Here is a 17,466-nt window from a genome sequence, read left to right on the forward strand (position 1 = left end):
ATGGCTGATCGGAACGCGGGATTCGAGACCATCACGGTGCACGCGGGCCAGGAGCCCGACCCGGCCACCGGCGCGGTCGTCGTCCCCATCCATCCCGCGTCGACGTTCGCGCAGGACGGCGTCGGCGGGCTGCGGGCCGGCTTCGAGTACGCCCGCTCGGGCAATCCGACCCGCGCCGCGCTGGAGGCCAGCCTGACCGCGCTCGAGCGCGGGGCCGCGGCGCTCGCGTTCGCCTCCGGCCTGGCCGCCTCGGACGCGCTGCTGCGGGCGGTGTGCCGTCCCGGCAGCCACGTCGTGATCCCCGCCGACGCCTACGGCGGCACGTACCGCCTGTTCGCGCGGGTACTGGCCGAGTGGGGCGTCGAGCACACGGCGGTCGACCTGAGCGACCCGGCGGCCGCCGCGGCCGCGATCCGGCCGGGGGCGACCGCGCTGGTGTGGTGCGAGACGCCGACCAATCCGATGCTCGCGATCGCCGACATCGCCGCGCTCGCCGCCGTCGCGCACCAGGCGGGCGCGCTGCTCGTCGTCGACAACACCTTCGCCTCGCCCTACCTGTGCCAGCCGCTGACGCTCGGCGCGGACGCGGTCGTCCACTCGACGACGAAGTACCTCGGCGGGCACAGCGACGTGGTGGGCGGGGCGGTGGTGACCGCGGCGGCGGAGCTCGCCGAGCGGGTGCGGTTCGTACAGAACGCTGCCGGGGCCGTGCCGGGGCCGTTCGACGCCTGGCTGGTGCTGCGCGGGATCAGGACCCTCGCGGTGCGGATGGACCGGCACTGCGCGAACGCGCGGGAGATCGCCGCGCTGCTCGCCGGCCACGCCGCCGTGTCGGCCGTCCACTACCCGGGGCTGGCGAGCCACCCCGGCCACGATGTCGCCGCCAAGCAGATGCGTGACTTCGGCGGGATGGTCTCGTTCCAGGTCCGGGCCGGCGCGGAGGCCGCCCTCGCGGTGTGCGCCGCCACCCGGCTGTTCACCCTCGCCGAGTCGCTGGGCGGGGTGGAGTCGCTGATCGAGCATCCCGCGCGGATGACACACGCATCGGTGGCGGGCTCACCGCTCGCCGTCCCCGACGACCTCGTGCGGCTCTCCGTCGGCATCGAGGCGGCCGACGACCTGGCCGCCGACCTCGAACAGGCACTCGACGCGGCCTGACATCCGGGCTTCCACGAGCCGGCGGCCTGTTGGGCCGGGCTCGCGGCCGGGGCCCGGGCTGAGCCGGGCTGTGCGGTGTGGGACGAAGCCAAGCACACTGCGCCGTCACGCGCTCACGAACGCGCCACCATATGACGAAGGTCCCGACATCGGACCGGGGTGGCGACATAGAGCTGTGTGCTCGCTACCGTCAGAGTAGCTTCTAGATCGTCTCTTTCCGGAGAATAATCATGGGATTACGTCCGGACCACCCGGGGCTCCACCGCCGTAACCGGACAACGACGCTCAGGAGTGCGGGATGGACGAAGCGGCGGACCGGCGGCTGGTCGTTGCCACCTGTGCGACCACAGCCGCACTCGCGTTGGGCGGTTCGCGTCTCATGATCTCACCAGAGGACCGGGGCCGCGACACCCTCGACCGGATCGAGACGGGCCTGCGGACCATGGCCCGTCGCTGGGAGACGATGGCTCCCAGCGAGCTGGTCGAACGCCTCGATCTGATCGCCCGGCACACCGAGACGATGGCGGGTAGCCGCCAGTCGGCCGCGGTGCGCCGGGACTGGCGGCGGACGCACAGCAGAGTGCTGGTGATGTCGGCGGTGGCCCAGGGTGACAACGGCATGTCCGGGCGCGCGGTCGTGTCGGCCCGCACCGCGCTCGTGCTCGCCCGGCACGTCGGTGACGCGCCGACCGCGGCCCACGCGGGCGTCGTGCTCGCCGAGCTCGCCGCCTACACGTTCGACAGTGTGGACGACGGTCTCGCGCTGGCGGTCGCGGCGCGGGCGACGGCGCCCAGCTCCCACACCGCGGTGCTCGCGATGACCACCGAGGCCAACATCCGCGCCGGGCGTGGCGAGCCGGCCGACCGGGTGATGGCGGTGCTGCGGGAGGCCGAGGACCTCGCCCGCGAGCTGACGCCGTCGGCCCAGGGCTACGCCCTCGACGGCCTGCACCCGGGCTTCCTGCCGACGTTCGGCGGCGCGGCGCTGATCGGCGCGGGAGCCCTCGACGAGGGGCGCCAGCGCCTGGCGACGGCGGCCACCCTCTTCGACCGCTCACGTGCCCCCGGAGCACTCGCCGCGGTGCGGCTCTACCAGGCGTCCGCCGCGGTGCACGCCGACGCGCTGGACGAGGCGCAGACCCTGGCCACCCGGGCGTTGGCGACCTCGGCGGTGCGTCCCACGGCCTGGCTGACGAACGGGATCATGTCGCTCGCCGACCGGGCGCGTCGCCGCGGCGCGGACTGGACGGGGCTGGTCACCCAGGCGCGGGAGTGGGCACCGGCCGCGGTGTGAGACCACCGCGGGGCGGTCACGGGCACGGCGGACACTGGCACGGCGGACACGGATGCCCGCGCGGAGCCGACAGCGCGAAGCAGCCGCCCCGCGGCGGCCGCGACCACGGCGACCACGGCGACGGCGACCAGCGCGGCAAGCACCGCGGTGAACGGCGATCCGGTCAGGAAATCGACCAGCCAGGATCCCCGTGATCCGGAAGTTCCGGGGACGGAGTGTCCATTCATGCGAATGGGCGGGGGCGTCGGCGCCGGGACCGGTGCGGAAGGTGGGCCGACGGAAATCGGAGACAGCGAACTCAAAGACACGGCCGGGACGGTAGCGGATGCCCGACCAGCGACTTCAGGTGACCTGATCATGGTCAGAAAAGTGCAGTGGCGATCACTCAGCTTCTTTTCCCGCCAGCCTCCAGTATTACCTTGATAAGTAATACGTACAACCCGTAAAAGCCGCGACCGCGAAAGGGGCTAGTCTGTGTCCTGACTATATCGAGCGAAAACCGTCACGGTCAGCACCGGACGCACACCGTTCGCTCATCTGCCCAGGTTTCGCACACCCCCGGGATGGGATCCCGTCCCGGGAGCGGCGGACGGCGGACGGCTACCCGCGGCCGGGCGGGCGCATGATCCTCGCGGGGGCGGCGAAGACGGTCGCACCCGCCGGGACGTCGGTCGTGACGATCGAGCCGGGCCCGATCTTCACGTCGTCACCGATGACGATCGGCCCGATCAGGTGCGCGCCCGGCGCGATGTCGACCCGGGCGCCGATCCGCGGGACGGCGTCGGGCGGGGCGTCCGTCGAGGCGTACCCGATCGTGACGCCGTGCCGGACGATCGTGTCGTCACCGATCACGCAGTGGCGCGGGATCATGACCGCCTGATGATGCCCGATCAGGACGCGACGTCCGATGCTGGCGTCGACGGAGATCTCGGTGCCGTGGAGGTTGCGGATGACGATGTTGTTCACGGCCCTGAAGGCGATCATGCCGAACCGGCCGACCAGCCCGCCGCGCTCGCGGCACCACCGGCCGAACCGGTGGACGGCGAGCGCCTGGTAGCCCGGGTGCAGCCGCGACCCGTAGTGGACGTCCCTGTCCTCGCGCAGCTGCGCCCGCAGGGAGAGCGGCCCGCCCCGCTCCCCGGCCACGGCAGGCCCGGCCACGGGGCCGGCCGCGGCAGGCCCGGCCACGGGCTCGGCGGTGGGCTCGGCCACGCCGGGCTCAGCCGACATCGCGGAGCTCCTCGATGCACACGCGCAGCTCGCCGACGTTCGCGAAGGAGCCGAGGCGTTCGTCGGGGATCTGCACCGCGAACTCGCTCTCCACCGCGTAGATCAGGTTGATGTACGCCAGCGAGTCCCAGCCGGGCACGTCCGCCGCCGTGGTGGCGTCCGTGACGACCAGGTCGTCGTCGCTGAAGATCTCCCGGAAGACCCGCGTGAGGCGTTCCCGCACCATCAGCCGGCCACCTCCTCCATCGTCCGCGCGGATGCGCTCGCGACGGCGGCCGCACCCGCGCGAGCGTCGACGACCCGGATGAGACCGGGCCGGTTCAGGGAACTCGTGACCGGCAACACCCAGCGGGTGGCCCCCGGGTCAGCGGCGCCGGCCGGGTCCGGCCGGAAACCCAGCCGCGGGTAGAGGTCGGCCACCAGCCCGTTCTTCGCGGTCGGCAGGTAGTGCCCCCGGACGGCGGAGCAACCCAGCCGCCGGGCCTCCGTCACGATCAGCCCGGCGATCTCGTCCTCCAGCGTCCGGCCGATGACCCGGCAGCTCATCAGCCAGGTGTCGACGTCCAGCACGGCCCCGCCGGACTCACCGGGCTCGCCGGCTCCGCCGGTCCCGGTCGGCCCGGCGACACGCCGGGCGATGACCACCGCGACGAGGCCGTGGTCGGCGAACCGGTCGGCCAGCCGGACGCAGATCACCGTGGTGGACGGGTCCGCGGCCAGCTCGGCGACCTCGGCCGCCCCGCGACGGCGGGTGGTCAGGTTGAACTGGTTGGTCTTCCCGATGAGCTGGACGACCCGGGGCAGCGTCAGCTCGTCGAGGGGGACGACGGTCGCGACCATCTCCAGCCCGCGGTGGAACTCCTCCAGCGAGGTCGCGGACGTGGCGAGCTCGGCCACCCGGGCCCGGGCCCGGTACTGCTCCGTGCGGGCGGTGTCCTCGGCGGTCAGTGCCGCCGGTTCGAAGAACGGGTAGTCGGCGACCGCGCGCACGTAGCCGTGCGGGTCCCGCGGCAGCGCGATGACGTCCACTTCGGGCACGAGCTGGCGGACCGCCTCACGCTCGGCCGGGTTGTCGTCGACGAAGACCAGGGAGTCCAGGCCGATCCCGAGGGTGCTCGCGATGCGCCGGATCTGGGTGGGCTTGTCCTCCCAGGAGGCGCTGAACATGGCGATGTCGGCCAGCCGCAGCCGCATCGCCGGATGCCGCTCGAACGCCTCGAGCGCGTCCGCCTCGTTGTTCTTCGAGCAGACGGCGAGGATCACGCCGCGGGTGCGGAGCCGGCCGAGGTACTCCTGGAACGCGGCGAACGCCTCGCCGACCGGGCCGTCCCCGAGCGCGATGCCGGCGAGGCCCTCCTCGCCGAGCACCCCGCCCCACAGCGTGTTGTCGAGGTCAAGCACCAGGCATTTGCGGCTGGTGCCCAGCTGCGCGCCCAGCACCGCCGCGGTGTGGCGGGCCAGCATCGGCACGTGCCCGAGCGAGACGGCCTGTTTGGCGCGGTGCCAGTACCGCGGGTCGAACCAGGATCGCTTGCCCACCGTGGCGGCCAGTCGCTCACAGTCGACAAAGGCGACCTGGCCACCCACCTGGCTGCCCGATTGACCGCCCGCCGCCGCGCGGCCGAGCGCCGCGTTGACCGCGGCGAGCGTCGACGACCGCGCCCCGGGGACGCGCAGGGCCAGGTGCCCGAGCGCCTCGGTGTCCGGGACGACGAAGGTGTGCTGGATGACCCGGGCACCCAGCCGGGAGATGATGATCTCCCACAGTGACGTCCAGCGGCCGACCTCGGCGGCGACCGCGCCCTCGGGATCCTCGGCCAGAGCCGGCAGGGCGGACTCCCCCTCGTGCACCGCGAGGATCACGACGTCCGGCCCGAAGCGGTGCAGGCCGCTGCCCGGGTCGAGGATCTCCTGCCGGTACTGGCCGTACCCGCACTCGTACACCTCGACGGCCACCCCGGCGCGCGCGGCGGCGAGCGGCAGGAGTGCCGTGAACTGGGCGGTCGTGTAGCTGCCGAGCACCGCGATCTTCGCCGAACGCGGTAGTGGCGCGGCACCGGGCGACCCGCGGCGCAGGACCCCGGCAGCGGCCGTCCAGCAGGCCAGGTCATTTCCGGCGTCGGCGGTGGCCAGAGCCCACCGCATGGCGGCGGCGGGGTCGTCCGCCCGCTCGTGGGCGAGCGCGAGATCACGACAGAGCCCAGCCGGCGGTACCTCGGCAGCGGCAGCGGCAGCGGTCAGTTCCGCGATCCGCCGCCGGGTCGTTCCCATGGGATCAGACATGAGCTGAAGCTCCTCCCCTGGGCGCCACGCTCCGGACGCCCCGCCTCTGGAGATACACACTAACTCTTCCCTTACGTAAGGGTGAACGACTGCACGCGACACACCTTTCGACAACAACGGAGAAGCCACGGGTCGACCACATCGACGCAGAAAGAGCCTATACAGCTACTCTCCGCAGTTAAACGGAGGAGATTGCGTCCATAGCCTGGCAAAATGCCACTTTTGGAAATATTATGGTTACTTTATGCGCCCGCCATCTCCCCATGGACGCTTCACCGTCCACGGAGATCGAGTGTCGGCGAGACTCCCCCGGCGGACCGGAGCACCGGCCCGCGAGGACGGGGGCCCGCGAGACGCGGACCCATCTGTGATGCATGACACACAACCTCGGCGACACTAGCCGATCACGGCAGGGCCGCGACCTTCCGTGATCGACAGGCCGCCGTACGTCAAAGCATGTCCGCTCCGGGCACCCTTCCGAATCTGCTGGTCAACCGTGCCGCTACATCCACCACGGCATTCGAAGATCACCTACGGAAGCCTTCCCAGGCAATTGAATTCTTTACTCTCCGTATGCAGAGCGAGAAACCGTGATCACGGAAGGAACAGTTCCACCCGTAAGGGTCCGGTCGGCGGAACGTGGTGGCGGCTTCTTGATGATGCTAGACTTCCCGCACCGACCATGGCCGCTATTTGCGCGCAAACAGATAAACCTTCTCGTCCACGTGCTCCTCTATGGTCTTCCGCTGGCCTGAATCCCCCTGGACACGCATTTCTTCGTTAGTCGATCGACGACAGAAGGATTCATGATCTCATGTCAGAGATTTCTTTTGTTCCCGGCGATGGAGTCGGACTTCGACACCGGAGCCAAAGACCTGGACCGGAGCCAGAGAATTTCAGGCCCGCCGACCACCGCAATCCCTTCGACTCTCCCCTCTGCGGTAAGGAGCAGTGACCAGTCGTGGTCTATCTGATCGAGGCGATCGAACGGGCCACGAAGGAATCTGGAACGATCACTTTTCTCGCCGGCGACGGGGAGCAGCGGTACAGCTGGGCCCGGCTGTACGATGACGCCCGCCGCCTCGCCGGCCGGCTTCGCGACCATGGCCTCGGCCCCGGCCGGCCGCTGGTCGTCCTCGCTCTGACATCCCCAGCCGCGATCACCGCCGCTCTCGCGGGCTGGCTGGCCGGCACCAGCGTCACCTTCGCACCCACCCCCGCGCGGACCATGACCCCGGCCGGCTACACGGAGGCGACCCGTCGACGCCTTCGCGCCCTCGGTGAGCCGGTGGTCCTGGTCGGCGCCCCCTGGACCTCGGTGCTCGACGACCTCGACGGTGACGGTCGCGTCATGCTCCCTCTCGATCAGGTGTTACACGCTGCGCTGAACACTCCCACGCGCTCCTGGGAACCGCCGGCGGTAGCCGAATGGGATCCGGCGATCCTGCAGATGACCAGCGGTACCACCGACAGTCCGAAGATTGTCCGGATCAGCCACGCCAACGTCGCCGCGAACGTCGAAGCGATCAATATCGCCACCGGCCACGACCCGACTCATGGCCGGATGTTGTCCTGGCTGCCGCTGTCCCACGACATGGGCCTCATCGGCAGCTTCGTGTTGCCGCTGTCGTGCGGCCGCTGCGACGTCGTGCTGTCCAGTCCCGTCGACTATCTCGCCCATCCCGCCAGCTGGATGGAACAGATCTCCCGGTATCGCGCCACTTCCACCGTCGGCCCGAACTCCGCCTACGCCCTCGCTGCCAAGCTCCTGGCCACCGGCCCGGCCCTCGATCTGTCCTCCCTGCGGTGTGCGCTGTCCGGTGGGGAGTCCGTCGACCCCGATCTGATGGCCGCGTTCACCACTGCCGCCGCCCGCCACGGTTTCAACCCGGGCGCCGCCGTACCCGCTTACGGCATGGCCGAAGCCACCGTCGCAGTCACCCTCTCACCCCTGGGACGTGGCCTCTGCTGCGACACCGTCGACGCCGAACAGCTCGATCAGCGGGGGCACGCCGTGCCCGTCACGAGACCCGCGGTCACGTCGGTCGACGTCGCCGCGGACACGAATGGAGACGGGCCCAGGGTCAGGCGGATGCCGCTGCTGGGACCGCCGGTCGCCGGCCTCGAGCTGCGCATCGTCGACCCGGACAGCGGGCAACGTCTTCCCGACCGACGGGTTGGTGAAGTCCAGATCCGCGGCACTTCGGTCACCAGCGGCTACCATGACGACCCCCTGCTCACCCGTGAGCTGTTCACTCCGGACGGATGGCTGCGCACCGGGGACCTCGGTTACCTCGCCGACGGGGAACTGGTCATCACCGGCCGGGCCAAGGACGTCATCATCCTCGCCGGCCGCAACATCTACCCCGACGAGGTCGAACGCGCCGCCGCCCGCGCACCGGGCGTCCGTGCCGGCAACGCTGTCGCCTTCGCCTACCACCGCCCCGGCCCGCTCGGCGGTGAAGGACTGGCCGTCGCCGTCGAAACCCGCTCAGACGACCACGCCGAGATACGCACCGCGGTCATCAGGCAGATCCACGAAACGGTCGGCGTCAAACCCCACACCGTCGTCGTGCTTCGACCCGGCAGTATCCCGAAGACCCCGTCGGGAAAGCTCCAGCGCGCCGAAGCCGCCCGCAGGTTCACCCCGTGACTGATTCGCAAAACGATCAGCCTGTCGATCAGACAACCGCCCAACCGGCGAGCGCTCAGGAGATCGAACAGGTCACCAGGCTCGTGACCACTCTCCTCAGCGCCTGGGCCGAACCCGACCCCGCCCGGAAGACCACCCTTCTCGACAGCTGTTGCACGCCCGATATCGCCTACGCCAACCCGCTGTCCGCCGCGCGCGGAACGGAAGCGGTCGCGGAACTACTGACCGCCATCAACGCCCAGTTCCCCGGAATCACTCCCCGCCGCACCAGCGGAATCGATCTCCACCACAACCACGGCCTCTTCACCTGGGCCATGCTCGACGACACTCGCCGCGCCCTCCTGACCGGCCTCGACATCATCACCCTGACCCCCGACAACACCCGCATCTCCACCGTCACCGCCTTCTTCGCGGAAACTCCCCCCGCTACCACCACCTATATTTACGGGTCGACGGAACCTCAGTCGATGGCGACCGACCGGTCGCGTTGACAGCAGAATCCGGACGGCCGGACGCGGTCCTGACGAGAAGCGCTTCTCTCGACCTGCCCCGGCCACACCCTGCCTACGTGCATGCGAAATGGAGCACGATGGTTCCCACCAGCTCGGCACCATCCCCATACAGTGGCCCGCAGATGACCGGTTCCGAGACGGGGGATCCAGACCAGCAGCACGATGCCGACCTGGCCACGTTCCTCACGGCCTTGCTTGCCGACCCATCCGTGCAAGCCACACCAGATGCACGCCTACACGAGGATCTCGGCCTCGATTCACTGCAAAAGCTCGAGATGCTCGCATGGATAGCGACACGCGGTGTTTCCGTCAGCGCCGAGCAGAGCGCCAGGCTCCATACTGTGGCCCAGGTCACCGAACTCCTCGCCACGGCTTCCCGCCACCTCGATGAGTCGGGACCCAACGCCGCGGGCACGCTGCCACGGCAACCACGGGCCGTGAACCAGCCGCCTCCGCTCACGTTCATCGCCAACGGTCTGGCTCTCCGCCCGCTCGAGGCAGAACACGTCCCGTTCCTTTACTACCTCGCGACGTCCGAGCTGACCGGTTTCCGCTGGCGGTTCCGGGGTGCTGTTCCCTCTGTCGAGACGTTCCAGACGGCGCTGACCCAGGGCGTCATGACGCAGTTCGTCGTGGTGCTGGAGGACAGCGGCGAGCCGGTCGGCGAGGTCGTGGCCTACAACGCCGACCATCCCAACGGGACGGCATACGTCGCCGCCGTCTTCCGTCCGGATCTGATGCACACCGGCCTGCCGGTCAGCGCTTTCCTCCTCTTCCTCCGTTATCTGTTTCAGGTGTGGAACTTCCGCAAGGTCTATCTGGAGATGCCCTCGTACAACTTCGAACTGATCGCGAGCGGCACCGGACGCTGGTTTGACATCGAGGGCCGACTACGCGACTTCACCTACTACGCCGGCCGGTTCTGGGACGAGTACCTGCTCGCGATCTGCCGGCACCACATCGATGATCTACCCACAGGTTCGCCTCCCGCGGCGACGCACCGGCCAGCGGCCAGCGGCCCTGACCACAACGCGACACCGGTGGCCCGCTGACGCCGGGCCCGCCTGGCCACGCCCGACGCACCGGTGCGGTGAACCGATCTGCCACGCCGATCCGATAGACCGGCATGACCCCGAACAGCGCGAGTGCCCACAGGCCGCGGTCCGTGGGTACCCCCGCCGCGCTGACGCGGACACAGGAGCCGCCCGGGTTCCACGAACAGCATGCGGCATGGGGAGGTGGACGAGACGGGCGAGCCGACGGATGCCGTCCTGCTGCGCGCAGTCGCGGACCACGACCGGCAGGCCTTCGAGGCGCTCTATCGTCGGCACGCGGCCTGGCTTGCCGTGCGCCTGCGCTATCGGTGCGCGGACGAGGCGCTTGTGGATGACATCGTGCAGGAGACCTTCCTCAGCGTCTGGCGCGGTTCGGCGCGCTTCCGGGCCGAGGAGGCGGGAGGAGTACCCGGTTGGCTCTGGCGGATCGCCTCCCGCCGCCTCATCGACGCGCTGCGTGGCCACGGGGCCCGCGCCCGGCTCGTCCAGGCACTAGGCCGGAGCCCCGATCGCGACCAGCCCTCCGCTGAAGAACTCGTCCTCGCCGGTGTCGAGCACGGTGATCTGGCGGGCGCGCTGGCCCGGTTGTCACCGGAGCTGCGAGCCGTCCTGCAGGCGACCGTTCTGGACGGGCTGAGCACGCGGGAGGCCTCGACCCTGCTCGGTATTCCGGTCGGGACGGTCAAGACGAGGGCCATGCGGGCGCGTCGGCAGCTTCGCGAAGAACTGACATGAGCCCCAGGGCTGGCGTTCCGGCAGCCGTCGCCACACCGGACGCTGCGACTCAGGCGAGTCGGGGAGGGGATGACCATGACTGGCTGGCACAGCCAGGACAGCGAGCTCGAGCGGTACTCGGCGGGTGCCCTCGCGCCACCACGGCTCTGGTCGGTCGAGATGCACCTGGCCGCCTGCCCGGACTGCCGGGCGGCAGTGACCGCACGGCTGGCGCAAACTACGCCGGCGCTGGTCGACGACGGGTGGGCACGCCTCGACGCCGAACTGGACGCCCCCCGGCCGGGCCGGGTCGAACGGATGCTGCTGTGGGCCGGGCTCCCCGACCACACCACCCGTCTGCTCGCCGCCACTCCCGTGCTGCGCCGTTCCTGGCTGCTGGCGATGGCGGTGACACTGCTGTTCGCGGTCACCGCCGGGCACCTGTCCGGCACCGATCCAGGGTTGCCGTTGCTCGTCCTCGCCCCGCTCCTACCGATCGTCGGGGTCGCCGCCTCGTTCGGCCCCCGGGTCGACCCGACCCACGAGATCGCTCTGGTGGCTCCGCTGCACGGCTTCCGCCTCCTGCTGTTGCGGACCGGGGCGGTGCTCACGGCGACCAGCGCGCTGAGCCTGCTGGGCGGGCTGGCGCTGTCGGAGTTCAGTCTGCGTCCGCTTGGCTGGCTGGTACCGGCGCTCACGCTGACGGTTCTCAGCCTCGTGCTGGTGCCCCGGCTCGGTCCGGTCGGCGCGCCGACCGTGGTCGGGCTCGGGTGGCTGACCGTGGTCGTGCTCGCCACCCAGACCTCCGCGGGCACACCCGCCCCGTTCACCGCCACCGGTCAGGCGCTCGGCGCCGCGCTCGGCGCCGCCGGTGTCGCCGTCCTGCTCGCCTTCCGAAACAACTACGACGCGGCCTGGCCACCCCACCATCCGATTCCCAGGGGGAACTCATGACAGCCGCCCTGCCGACGACACCCACGGTGTCGGTCGCCGGAGTGACCATGGGATACCGACGCAGGGTCGCCCTCGACGACGTCAGCTTCGTCCTGCGGGACGGCGTGACCGGGCTGCTCGGTCCGAACGGCGCCGGCAAGTCGACGTTGCTGCGCATCCTGGCGACGGCGACCCCACCGGACCGCGGCGGTCTGAGCGTTCTCGGGGCCGACCCGAGCACCAACCGCGGCCGGCTGGCCGTCCGGCGTCAGCTCGGCTACCTGCCGCAGGATCCGGGATTCCATCCGAACTTCACGGTGTTCGCCTTCGTCGACTACGTGGCCATCCTCAAGGAGATGACAGACCGCCGGGCCCGGCACGCCGAGGTGCGGCGCGTCATCTCGCTGGTAGGTCTGGACGACCGGCGGGGCAGCCGTATCAAGGGCCTCTCCGGCGGGATGCGCCAACGGGTCGCGTTGGCGGCGGCGCTGGTCGGCGACCCGCGGCTGCTCCTGCTCGACGAGCCGACGGTCGGCCTGGACCCCGAGCAGCGGTTGCGGTTCCGGGAACTGGTCGGCGAACTCGGCACGGGCCGGACGGTGTTGCTGTCCACCCACCTCACCGAGGACGTGATGACCGTCTGCCAGCGGGTGATCGTGCTCGACCGCGGCACCGTCCGCTTCGGCGGTACTCCGGTCGAACTCGCGGCGCTGGCCAGGGGCCGGGTGTGGAGCAGTACCGACCGGGCGGCGGGCGCCCTTGCCGGCTGGCGGACAGCCACCGGCGGCTTCCGCAACATCGGGGATCCACCCGAGGGAGCCGATCTGCTGGAGCCCACCGTCGAGGACGGTTACCTCATGCTGCTCGACAGCGCCGGTCACTCGGACCGAGCCGGTTCCGCCGGTCGCACGACCGGCGTCCACTCCGGGTGGACGGCATGATCGAGCCCTCCGCGATCGCCGACAGGACCGGTGGCCGACCGGCTGGCGGGTCACAAGGTCAGCCGACCCCCGGGTCCGGGGCAACCGACGTGGCCCCCGCCGATGCGACCGCGCGGCCACCCCGCCCACGTGGGGCCCTGGCCCGGGCCGGCACGGCCCTGTGTGTCGTGGAGGCGGCGCGGCTGCTGCGCCACCCCGCCGTGTGGGTCGGGGTCCTGCTCGCCGTGCTCCCCTGGCTGTACGAGTGGGTCGCCGGCGACAGCGACGCCGGTCCGCCCGTGCTGCATGACGCCGACCGGGCGACCCAGGCGAACCTGCTCGTGCTCGGCGCGGGCGCGCTGGTCGCGAGCCACCTGGCGGTACTCAGATCCCACCGCCACGACACCGAGCGGCTCTACCGGGTACTCCCGCTGCCGCGCTCGGTCAGGGCCGCCGCGCACCTGGGTGCCGCGCTCCCCCTCGGTGTGCTCGGCTCGGTGCTCGTCGCCGCCCGGATGATCGGGCTGGCCGGCGTACCGGACGCCGCCGGCCGACCAGACCCGGCCGAGCTCGCCGCCGGGCCGATACTGGTCGTGCTGCTGGCCGCCGTGGGGGTACTGCTCGGGTACCTGGCACCACGGGCCGTCGCGGCGGGGCCGTTGGCGGTGCTCGTCCTCGCCACCGGCAGCTACGCCCTCTGGAGCAGCACGTCCCGACTCCGCTGGCTCGGGCCGTACGCCGCCGAGCACCTGATCACGCCGCTCCCCGCGAACCTGCTGGGACGACCGGCCGGCGCGCACCTGGCCTACCTGGGTGGTGTCACCGTCCTCATCGGTGCGTTGACACTCGTTCTGGCCGGTGCCGTCCGCGTCGCGGCGCCCGCCGCAGCCGTCGCCGGCGCGCTTGTGGTCGTGACCGCCCTCATCCAGATCAGGCCCGTCGACGCCGAGTTGACCGCACGGCGGGTCGCGGCCACCGAACGTCCCGCGTCCCTGCAGACCTGCGAGCGACGGAACGTGGTCACGCTGTGCGCCTTCCCGGACTTCGTCCCCTGGACCGCGGTCTGGGACGAGGTCGTCCAGGGCGTGCTGCGCGCCGTTCCCGCGGATCGGCGCGCGGCGCTGCCGCCGCTGGTGGTGCGCCAGCGCGTCCCGGCCACAGACGCGCTCAGCGGCGGCAGGGAGCTGCCGATGCCGCCGGTGGCAGCCTGGCACGACGACGACCTGCGGGCCGGGCGGCCCGACCCGGTGGATGTCGGCACCTCGTGGTCACCACCGTCGGGCATCCTGGAGTTCGCCGCCGGCTTCGCCCAGCGGGTGGTCAGCGAGACCGACGGGGACGGCCCGGCTGGCGACGGTCCCGGCGCGGGAACCGGCCCGGTGGGCGGCACCGTCAGGCTCTGCGGAGCCCGTGGGGTCGTCGTCGGCTGGCTCGCGGCACGAGCGACATCGCAGGCCACCGACGCGTACCGGTATGTGGTGAGCCACAGCTCCGGCGACCTCGTTCTGCGGGTGCCGGGATTCAGCGGCGGGCTACTCGTCGGTCGCGGGGCGGTATCGACGGTCTCCTCGCTGCTGGCCCTCCCGGCCGGCGAGGTCACTGACCGGTTGGCTGCCGGCTGGCCCGAACTGACCGCGCCGACGACGTCGACCGAACGGGCGGCAGCCCTGCTCGGCGTGGCCTCGCCGGCGGCGGACACCGGCGCATGCTGACCGTCGGGACGCGCAGCCCGTCCCGGCGGGGCGTCGACACCCGCCGGATCGCCGTCGCGTGGGCGCTGCTGGGGCCCACTCTCAGGGTGCTTCCCTGGGTACCGCTGATCGCGTGCATGGCGGTCGGGCTTGCCCTCGTCGGGGCACCCGCGGCGGCGTCGGTCGAGCTGGCGGCCACGGACACGCTGATGCTCGTGCGGCTCGCGGCGGTGACGGGCGCGATCGGCGTCGCGTTCGTCCTGACCGATCCCGCCCATCGGACGGTCGCCGCGCTGCCCACGCCGCGGCTGCTGCGCCATGCCGTGCGGGTGGCGGTGCCGCTGCCGGGGCTGGCAGCCTGGTGGTGCGCCGTGCTGGCGATCGCCACGGCGCACTCGCCCGAGCCGGCGCGGGCGGTGGTACGGCCGGGCGCCCTCACCCTCGAGCTGGGCGCGCTGGTCGCGGTCGCGGCAGCGGCCGGTGCTCTCGGAGTCCGGCTGGAAGCCGACGGGAATCCGGGCGTGATCGCCGCGCCGTCGGTACTCGTACTGGTCGCCGCGGCCCGGGTGACCCCCGGAACCGCGGCGCTGTTCGTCAGCCCGGCCGACCCACGCTGGCACGACGGGCACGTGATCTGGACTGTGGTTCTCGTCGCCGGAGCGGTGCTGTTCCTGACCCTCGGCAACCAATCCGCCGGGCGGCCCGCCGCGGTCGGCGGGCGGTGACCGACGATCGCGTCAGCAGTTCTCCAGACCGTCGAACCGGCCCGGGTAGCCCCAGCTCCACTTCTGCGTCACGCCAGGACTGATACCCGTGCAGCTGCTGTCGGTCCGGAAGGCGAGTTTCACCTTGTAGTTCTTGTACTGGGAGCAGTTGTTGGTGACCGTCAGATAGTCGGTGGAACCGGAGTCGTTCAGGCTCCAGTTCAGGCAGGTCGGCGCAGGATCGGCGTGCGCCGGGGACGCGAACGCGACGCCGCCGAAGGCCGCGGTCGTGGCACCTATGGTCGCCACCCGGGCGAAACGGGACCTGGTGAAGTTCACGCATGCTCCTCGTCACTCACATGATCACCCCCGCGGCAATCATGCTCCGTAGCCCACGCTACAAATGTCCACTACTGAGCACAACGGATAGAAGGCAATCGGTCAGCCCTGTGGATCTCCTTCTCCGGTTCCGTGGCCGACACGGATGGGTTGTTGGCCTTCCGAGTTCGGTCGCCGCGGGCCGGCCGATGACCGTCCCGCCGGATCCGGAGTCCCCGAACCGATCGGCCCACGACGTCGCGTGAGGTTCTCGCCGGGCTGGTCACGCACCTCGCGACGGTGATCCGAGGGTTTCAAGGAACTGTGCCGAGCCCGACCCATCGCCGGTAGAACCTCCACGATCACGTGATCACGGAATCCAATCCGAACGAGTCTCGCCGATATTCGACGCTTATCTGCGACAGCGACGCAGGAGGGTTCTGTGGACAACGTCCGCCGGCTTGGCCACGGCTCGGCCGGGCCGACGCTCGCCAGCGCGGCCGAGGCATTCCTCTCCGAGGTGACCAACTCGAACACGGCCCGCACCTACCGGGTGGTGCTGCTTGCCCTGGCCGCCGAGCTCGGCCCGGACAGCCCGCTGGCCGTTCTCGACACCGAGGTGGCCACCGACCGGATCGGCGCCTGGTTCACCCGCCGCTGGGGCGACGCGGCGGCGGCCACTGTCAACGCCCGCCTCGACGGACTGAGTTCAGCCGTCATCTGGTGGCGGGCCCAGGGTTGGATCACCGCGGATCCGACCCGGCGAATCCGCCGCCGCCCGCGCGTTCCGGAGCGCACCCGAACGCTGGCACGAGCAGACGTGGAACAGCTCCTGGGCCGTAAGCACCTACCCGTCCGGGAACGCACCCTGTGGCGGATGCTGTACGAGACCGCCGCCCGTGCCGAGGAGATCCTGGCCCTCGACGTGGACGAGCTCGACCTGGGCAACCGACGCGCGCGAGTCCGACGCAGGAGCGGCGCGGCCGACATCATCATCTGGCGCACCGCCACCGCCCGCCTGCTGCCCCGCCTGCTCGACGGCCGCCGGACCGGCCCCGTCTTCCTCACCGATCGGCGGGCCCGCGGGCGGCTGCCCGCCGTCGACCTCGACCTCGACACAGGCCGAGCCCGCCTGTCCTACCGTCGTGCGGCCGAATGTTTCAAGCAGGCCAGTCGGACACTGCCCGGCGGACCCTGGACGCTGAGCCAGTTACGACATTCCGCTCTCGCCCATGCCGCCGAAGACGGCGCGAACACCTCCACCCTGCTGGCGTACTCCGGCCATACCTCTGTCGCTTCACTGGCCCGTTACACCCAGAGGTCCCCCGAAATGCTCGCCCGCTGGCAGAAGGCCCGCGACCCGGCGACCAGGCGCGTCTGAACACTCCCGCTTCGAGGATCTTCAAAACGGGTTTTCTGGTTTCTTCTCCCGCCGCACGTCTCCGGTTTCGAAAACCCCAACACTTCACACGAGTGCCGGCTTCGCGATCGTCGCGATCGACGTCAGCCCCGACCGCCCACCAGTCGCCCGACCACCAACCGCAGAATCGGTTCCTGCCGCCCTTACCTGCGGAGACACTCGTGAACCAGGCAACCTGCGAGGTGATCGCACAACGTCAACCCCCTGCAGCGGAAGCCTCTCACCCAAGGCCGTCGCGGCCGCCAGGGCCACGACGCATTTGCCGTTCCGGGCCATTTCCATTCCGGCGTCATCAGTGTCACTGCGATACCCGACTCGGAGCCGGCCGGAATGATCTGACGGTTCTTCAGCGGCGCGTCGTGGGCTCACATCGACCGCGCTCCCCCACACCAACGTCCCCCACGGATCCTTCCAACGGAGAGTTTCCGTGCGAACACGCTCGACAACACACGAAAATCGATCTTCCATCAGTTCGCGATGAACGGCACCGACGGGTGACACGGGATAGGATCCACCGGGCGTCGACGGTCCGTCCGTACGTCTACTACGGAGAGTCCGCGGGGACCATAGAAGGGCAACCT

The 17,466-nt window shown here is 70.8% G+C and carries 15 protein-coding genes; 11 read left to right on the forward strand and 4 right to left on the reverse strand.

The window, feature by feature from the left end:
* Together B056_RS0102410 and B056_RS0102415 are read left to right on the forward strand one after the other, a co-directional pair.
* On the forward strand, positions 1–1,158 hold the full coding sequence (locus B056_RS0102410) for a cystathionine gamma-synthase (protein ID WP_018500307.1): 1,158 nt from the start codon (positions 1–3) through the stop codon (positions 1,156–1,158).
* A 298-nt stretch (positions 1,159–1,456) separates the two neighbouring features.
* On the forward strand, positions 1,457–2,452 hold the full coding sequence (locus B056_RS0102415; RefSeq protein WP_026239241.1) for a hypothetical protein: 996 nt from the start codon (positions 1,457–1,459) through the stop codon (positions 2,450–2,452).
* 600 nt (positions 2,453–3,052) lie between these two features.
* Here B056_RS0102415 and B056_RS0102420 read toward each other — a convergent pair.
* The 3 genes from B056_RS0102420 to B056_RS0102430 are packed head-to-tail and all read right to left on the reverse strand — an operon-like array spanning position 3,053 to position 5,965.
* The gene (locus B056_RS0102420; protein ID WP_230202784.1) at positions 3,053–3,682 is read right to left on the reverse strand and encodes a serine O-acetyltransferase; all 630 of its coding nucleotides are present in this window, start codon (positions 3,680–3,682) and stop codon (positions 3,053–3,055) included.
* Positions 3,672–3,908 (reverse strand): acyl carrier protein, encoded by a 237-nt coding sequence (locus B056_RS0102425; RefSeq protein ID WP_018500310.1) that lies wholly within the window; start codon positions 3,906–3,908, stop codon positions 3,672–3,674. Before B056_RS0102425 ends, B056_RS0102420 begins: the two co-directional genes overlap by 11 nt.
* The gene (locus B056_RS0102430) at positions 3,908–5,965 is read right to left on the reverse strand and encodes an HAD-IIIC family phosphatase (protein WP_026239242.1); all 2,058 of its coding nucleotides are present in this window, start codon (positions 5,963–5,965) and stop codon (positions 3,908–3,910) included. Before B056_RS0102430 ends, B056_RS0102425 begins: the two co-directional genes overlap by 1 nt.
* Before the next feature lie 961 nt (positions 5,966–6,926).
* Between B056_RS0102430 and B056_RS0102435 the strand changes: the two genes are divergently transcribed.
* The 8 genes from B056_RS0102435 to B056_RS0102470 all read left to right on the forward strand — a co-directional run bounded on the left by B056_RS0102435 (position 6,927) and on the right by B056_RS0102470 (position 15,168).
* Positions 6,927–8,618: a long-chain-fatty-acid--CoA ligase gene (locus B056_RS0102435; protein WP_018500312.1), complete on the forward strand. Its 1,692-nt coding sequence runs from the start codon at positions 6,927–6,929 to the stop codon at positions 8,616–8,618.
* Positions 8,615–9,109: a nuclear transport factor 2 family protein gene (locus tag B056_RS34770; RefSeq protein WP_154676790.1), complete on the forward strand. Its 495-nt coding sequence runs from the start codon at positions 8,615–8,617 to the stop codon at positions 9,107–9,109. Before B056_RS0102435 ends, B056_RS34770 begins: the two co-directional genes overlap by 4 nt.
* Before the next feature lie 143 nt (positions 9,110–9,252).
* Complete coding sequence (locus B056_RS34775) at positions 9,253–10,182, forward strand: phosphopantetheine-binding protein (protein WP_195905811.1); 930 nt, start codon at positions 9,253–9,255, stop codon at positions 10,180–10,182.
* A 171-nt stretch (positions 10,183–10,353) separates the two neighbouring features.
* Complete coding sequence (locus B056_RS0102450) at positions 10,354–10,920, forward strand: RNA polymerase sigma factor (protein ID WP_154676791.1); 567 nt, start codon at positions 10,354–10,356, stop codon at positions 10,918–10,920.
* A gap of 75 nt (positions 10,921–10,995) precedes the next feature.
* Positions 10,996–11,853 carry a cupin domain-containing protein gene (locus B056_RS34780; RefSeq protein ID WP_018500316.1) on the forward strand — a complete coding sequence of 286 codons (858 nt, stop codon included), beginning with the start codon at positions 10,996–10,998 and terminating at the stop codon, positions 11,851–11,853.
* The gene (locus B056_RS0102460) at positions 11,850–12,773 is read left to right on the forward strand and encodes an ABC transporter ATP-binding protein (RefSeq protein WP_018500317.1); all 924 of its coding nucleotides are present in this window, start codon (positions 11,850–11,852) and stop codon (positions 12,771–12,773) included. The genes B056_RS34780 and B056_RS0102460 overlap by 4 nt, the downstream gene beginning before the upstream one ends.
* Positions 12,774–12,862: 89 nt before the next feature.
* On the forward strand, positions 12,863–14,464 hold the full coding sequence (locus tag B056_RS0102465) for a hypothetical protein (RefSeq protein ID WP_154676792.1): 1,602 nt from the start codon (positions 12,863–12,865) through the stop codon (positions 14,462–14,464).
* The gene (locus B056_RS0102470) at positions 14,458–15,168 is read left to right on the forward strand and encodes a hypothetical protein (RefSeq protein WP_018500319.1); all 711 of its coding nucleotides are present in this window, start codon (positions 14,458–14,460) and stop codon (positions 15,166–15,168) included. The genes B056_RS0102465 and B056_RS0102470 overlap by 7 nt, the downstream gene beginning before the upstream one ends.
* 12 nt (positions 15,169–15,180) lie before the next feature.
* Here the strand turns inward: B056_RS0102470 and B056_RS0102475 are convergent, their stop codons facing one another.
* Positions 15,181–15,486 carry a hypothetical protein gene (locus B056_RS0102475; protein WP_018500320.1) on the reverse strand — a complete coding sequence of 102 codons (306 nt, stop codon included), beginning with the start codon at positions 15,484–15,486 and terminating at the stop codon, positions 15,181–15,183.
* Between the two features lie 421 nt (positions 15,487–15,907).
* Between B056_RS0102475 and B056_RS0102480 the strand changes: the two genes are divergently transcribed.
* Positions 15,908–16,846 carry a tyrosine-type recombinase/integrase gene (locus B056_RS0102480; RefSeq protein WP_018500321.1) on the forward strand — a complete coding sequence of 313 codons (939 nt, stop codon included), beginning with the start codon at positions 15,908–15,910 and terminating at the stop codon, positions 16,844–16,846.
* The last annotated feature ends 620 nt before the right edge of the window (positions 16,847–17,466 follow it).

Source organism: Parafrankia discariae (genome assembly GCF_000373365.1).
GTDB lineage: Bacteria > Actinomycetota > Actinomycetes > Frankiales > Frankiaceae > Parafrankia > Parafrankia discariae.

Coding starts and splice junctions, on each gene's coding strand:
- B056_RS0102410 (WP_018500307.1), top strand. CDS start 1: ATGGCTGATCGGAACGCGGGATTCGAGACCATCACGGTGCACGCGGGC.
- B056_RS0102415 (WP_026239241.1), top strand. CDS start 1,457: ATGGACGAAGCGGCGGACCGGCGGCTGGTCGTTGCCACCTGTGCGACC.
- B056_RS0102420 (WP_230202784.1), bottom strand. CDS start 3,682: ATGTCGGCTGAGCCCGGCGTGGCCGAGCCCACCGCCGAGCCCGTGGCC.
- B056_RS0102425 (WP_018500310.1), bottom strand. CDS start 3,908: ATGGTGCGGGAACGCCTCACGCGGGTCTTCCGGGAGATCTTCAGCGAC.
- B056_RS0102430 (WP_026239242.1), bottom strand. CDS start 5,965: ATGTCTGATCCCATGGGAACGACCCGGCGGCGGATCGCGGAACTGACC.
- B056_RS34775 (WP_195905811.1), top strand. CDS start 9,253: ATGACCGGTTCCGAGACGGGGGATCCAGACCAGCAGCACGATGCCGAC.
- B056_RS0102450 (WP_154676791.1), top strand. CDS start 10,354: ATGCGGCATGGGGAGGTGGACGAGACGGGCGAGCCGACGGATGCCGTC.
- B056_RS34780 (WP_018500316.1), top strand. CDS start 10,996: ATGACTGGCTGGCACAGCCAGGACAGCGAGCTCGAGCGGTACTCGGCG.
- B056_RS0102460 (WP_018500317.1), top strand. CDS start 11,850: ATGACAGCCGCCCTGCCGACGACACCCACGGTGTCGGTCGCCGGAGTG.
- B056_RS0102470 (WP_018500319.1), top strand. CDS start 14,458: ATGCTGACCGTCGGGACGCGCAGCCCGTCCCGGCGGGGCGTCGACACC.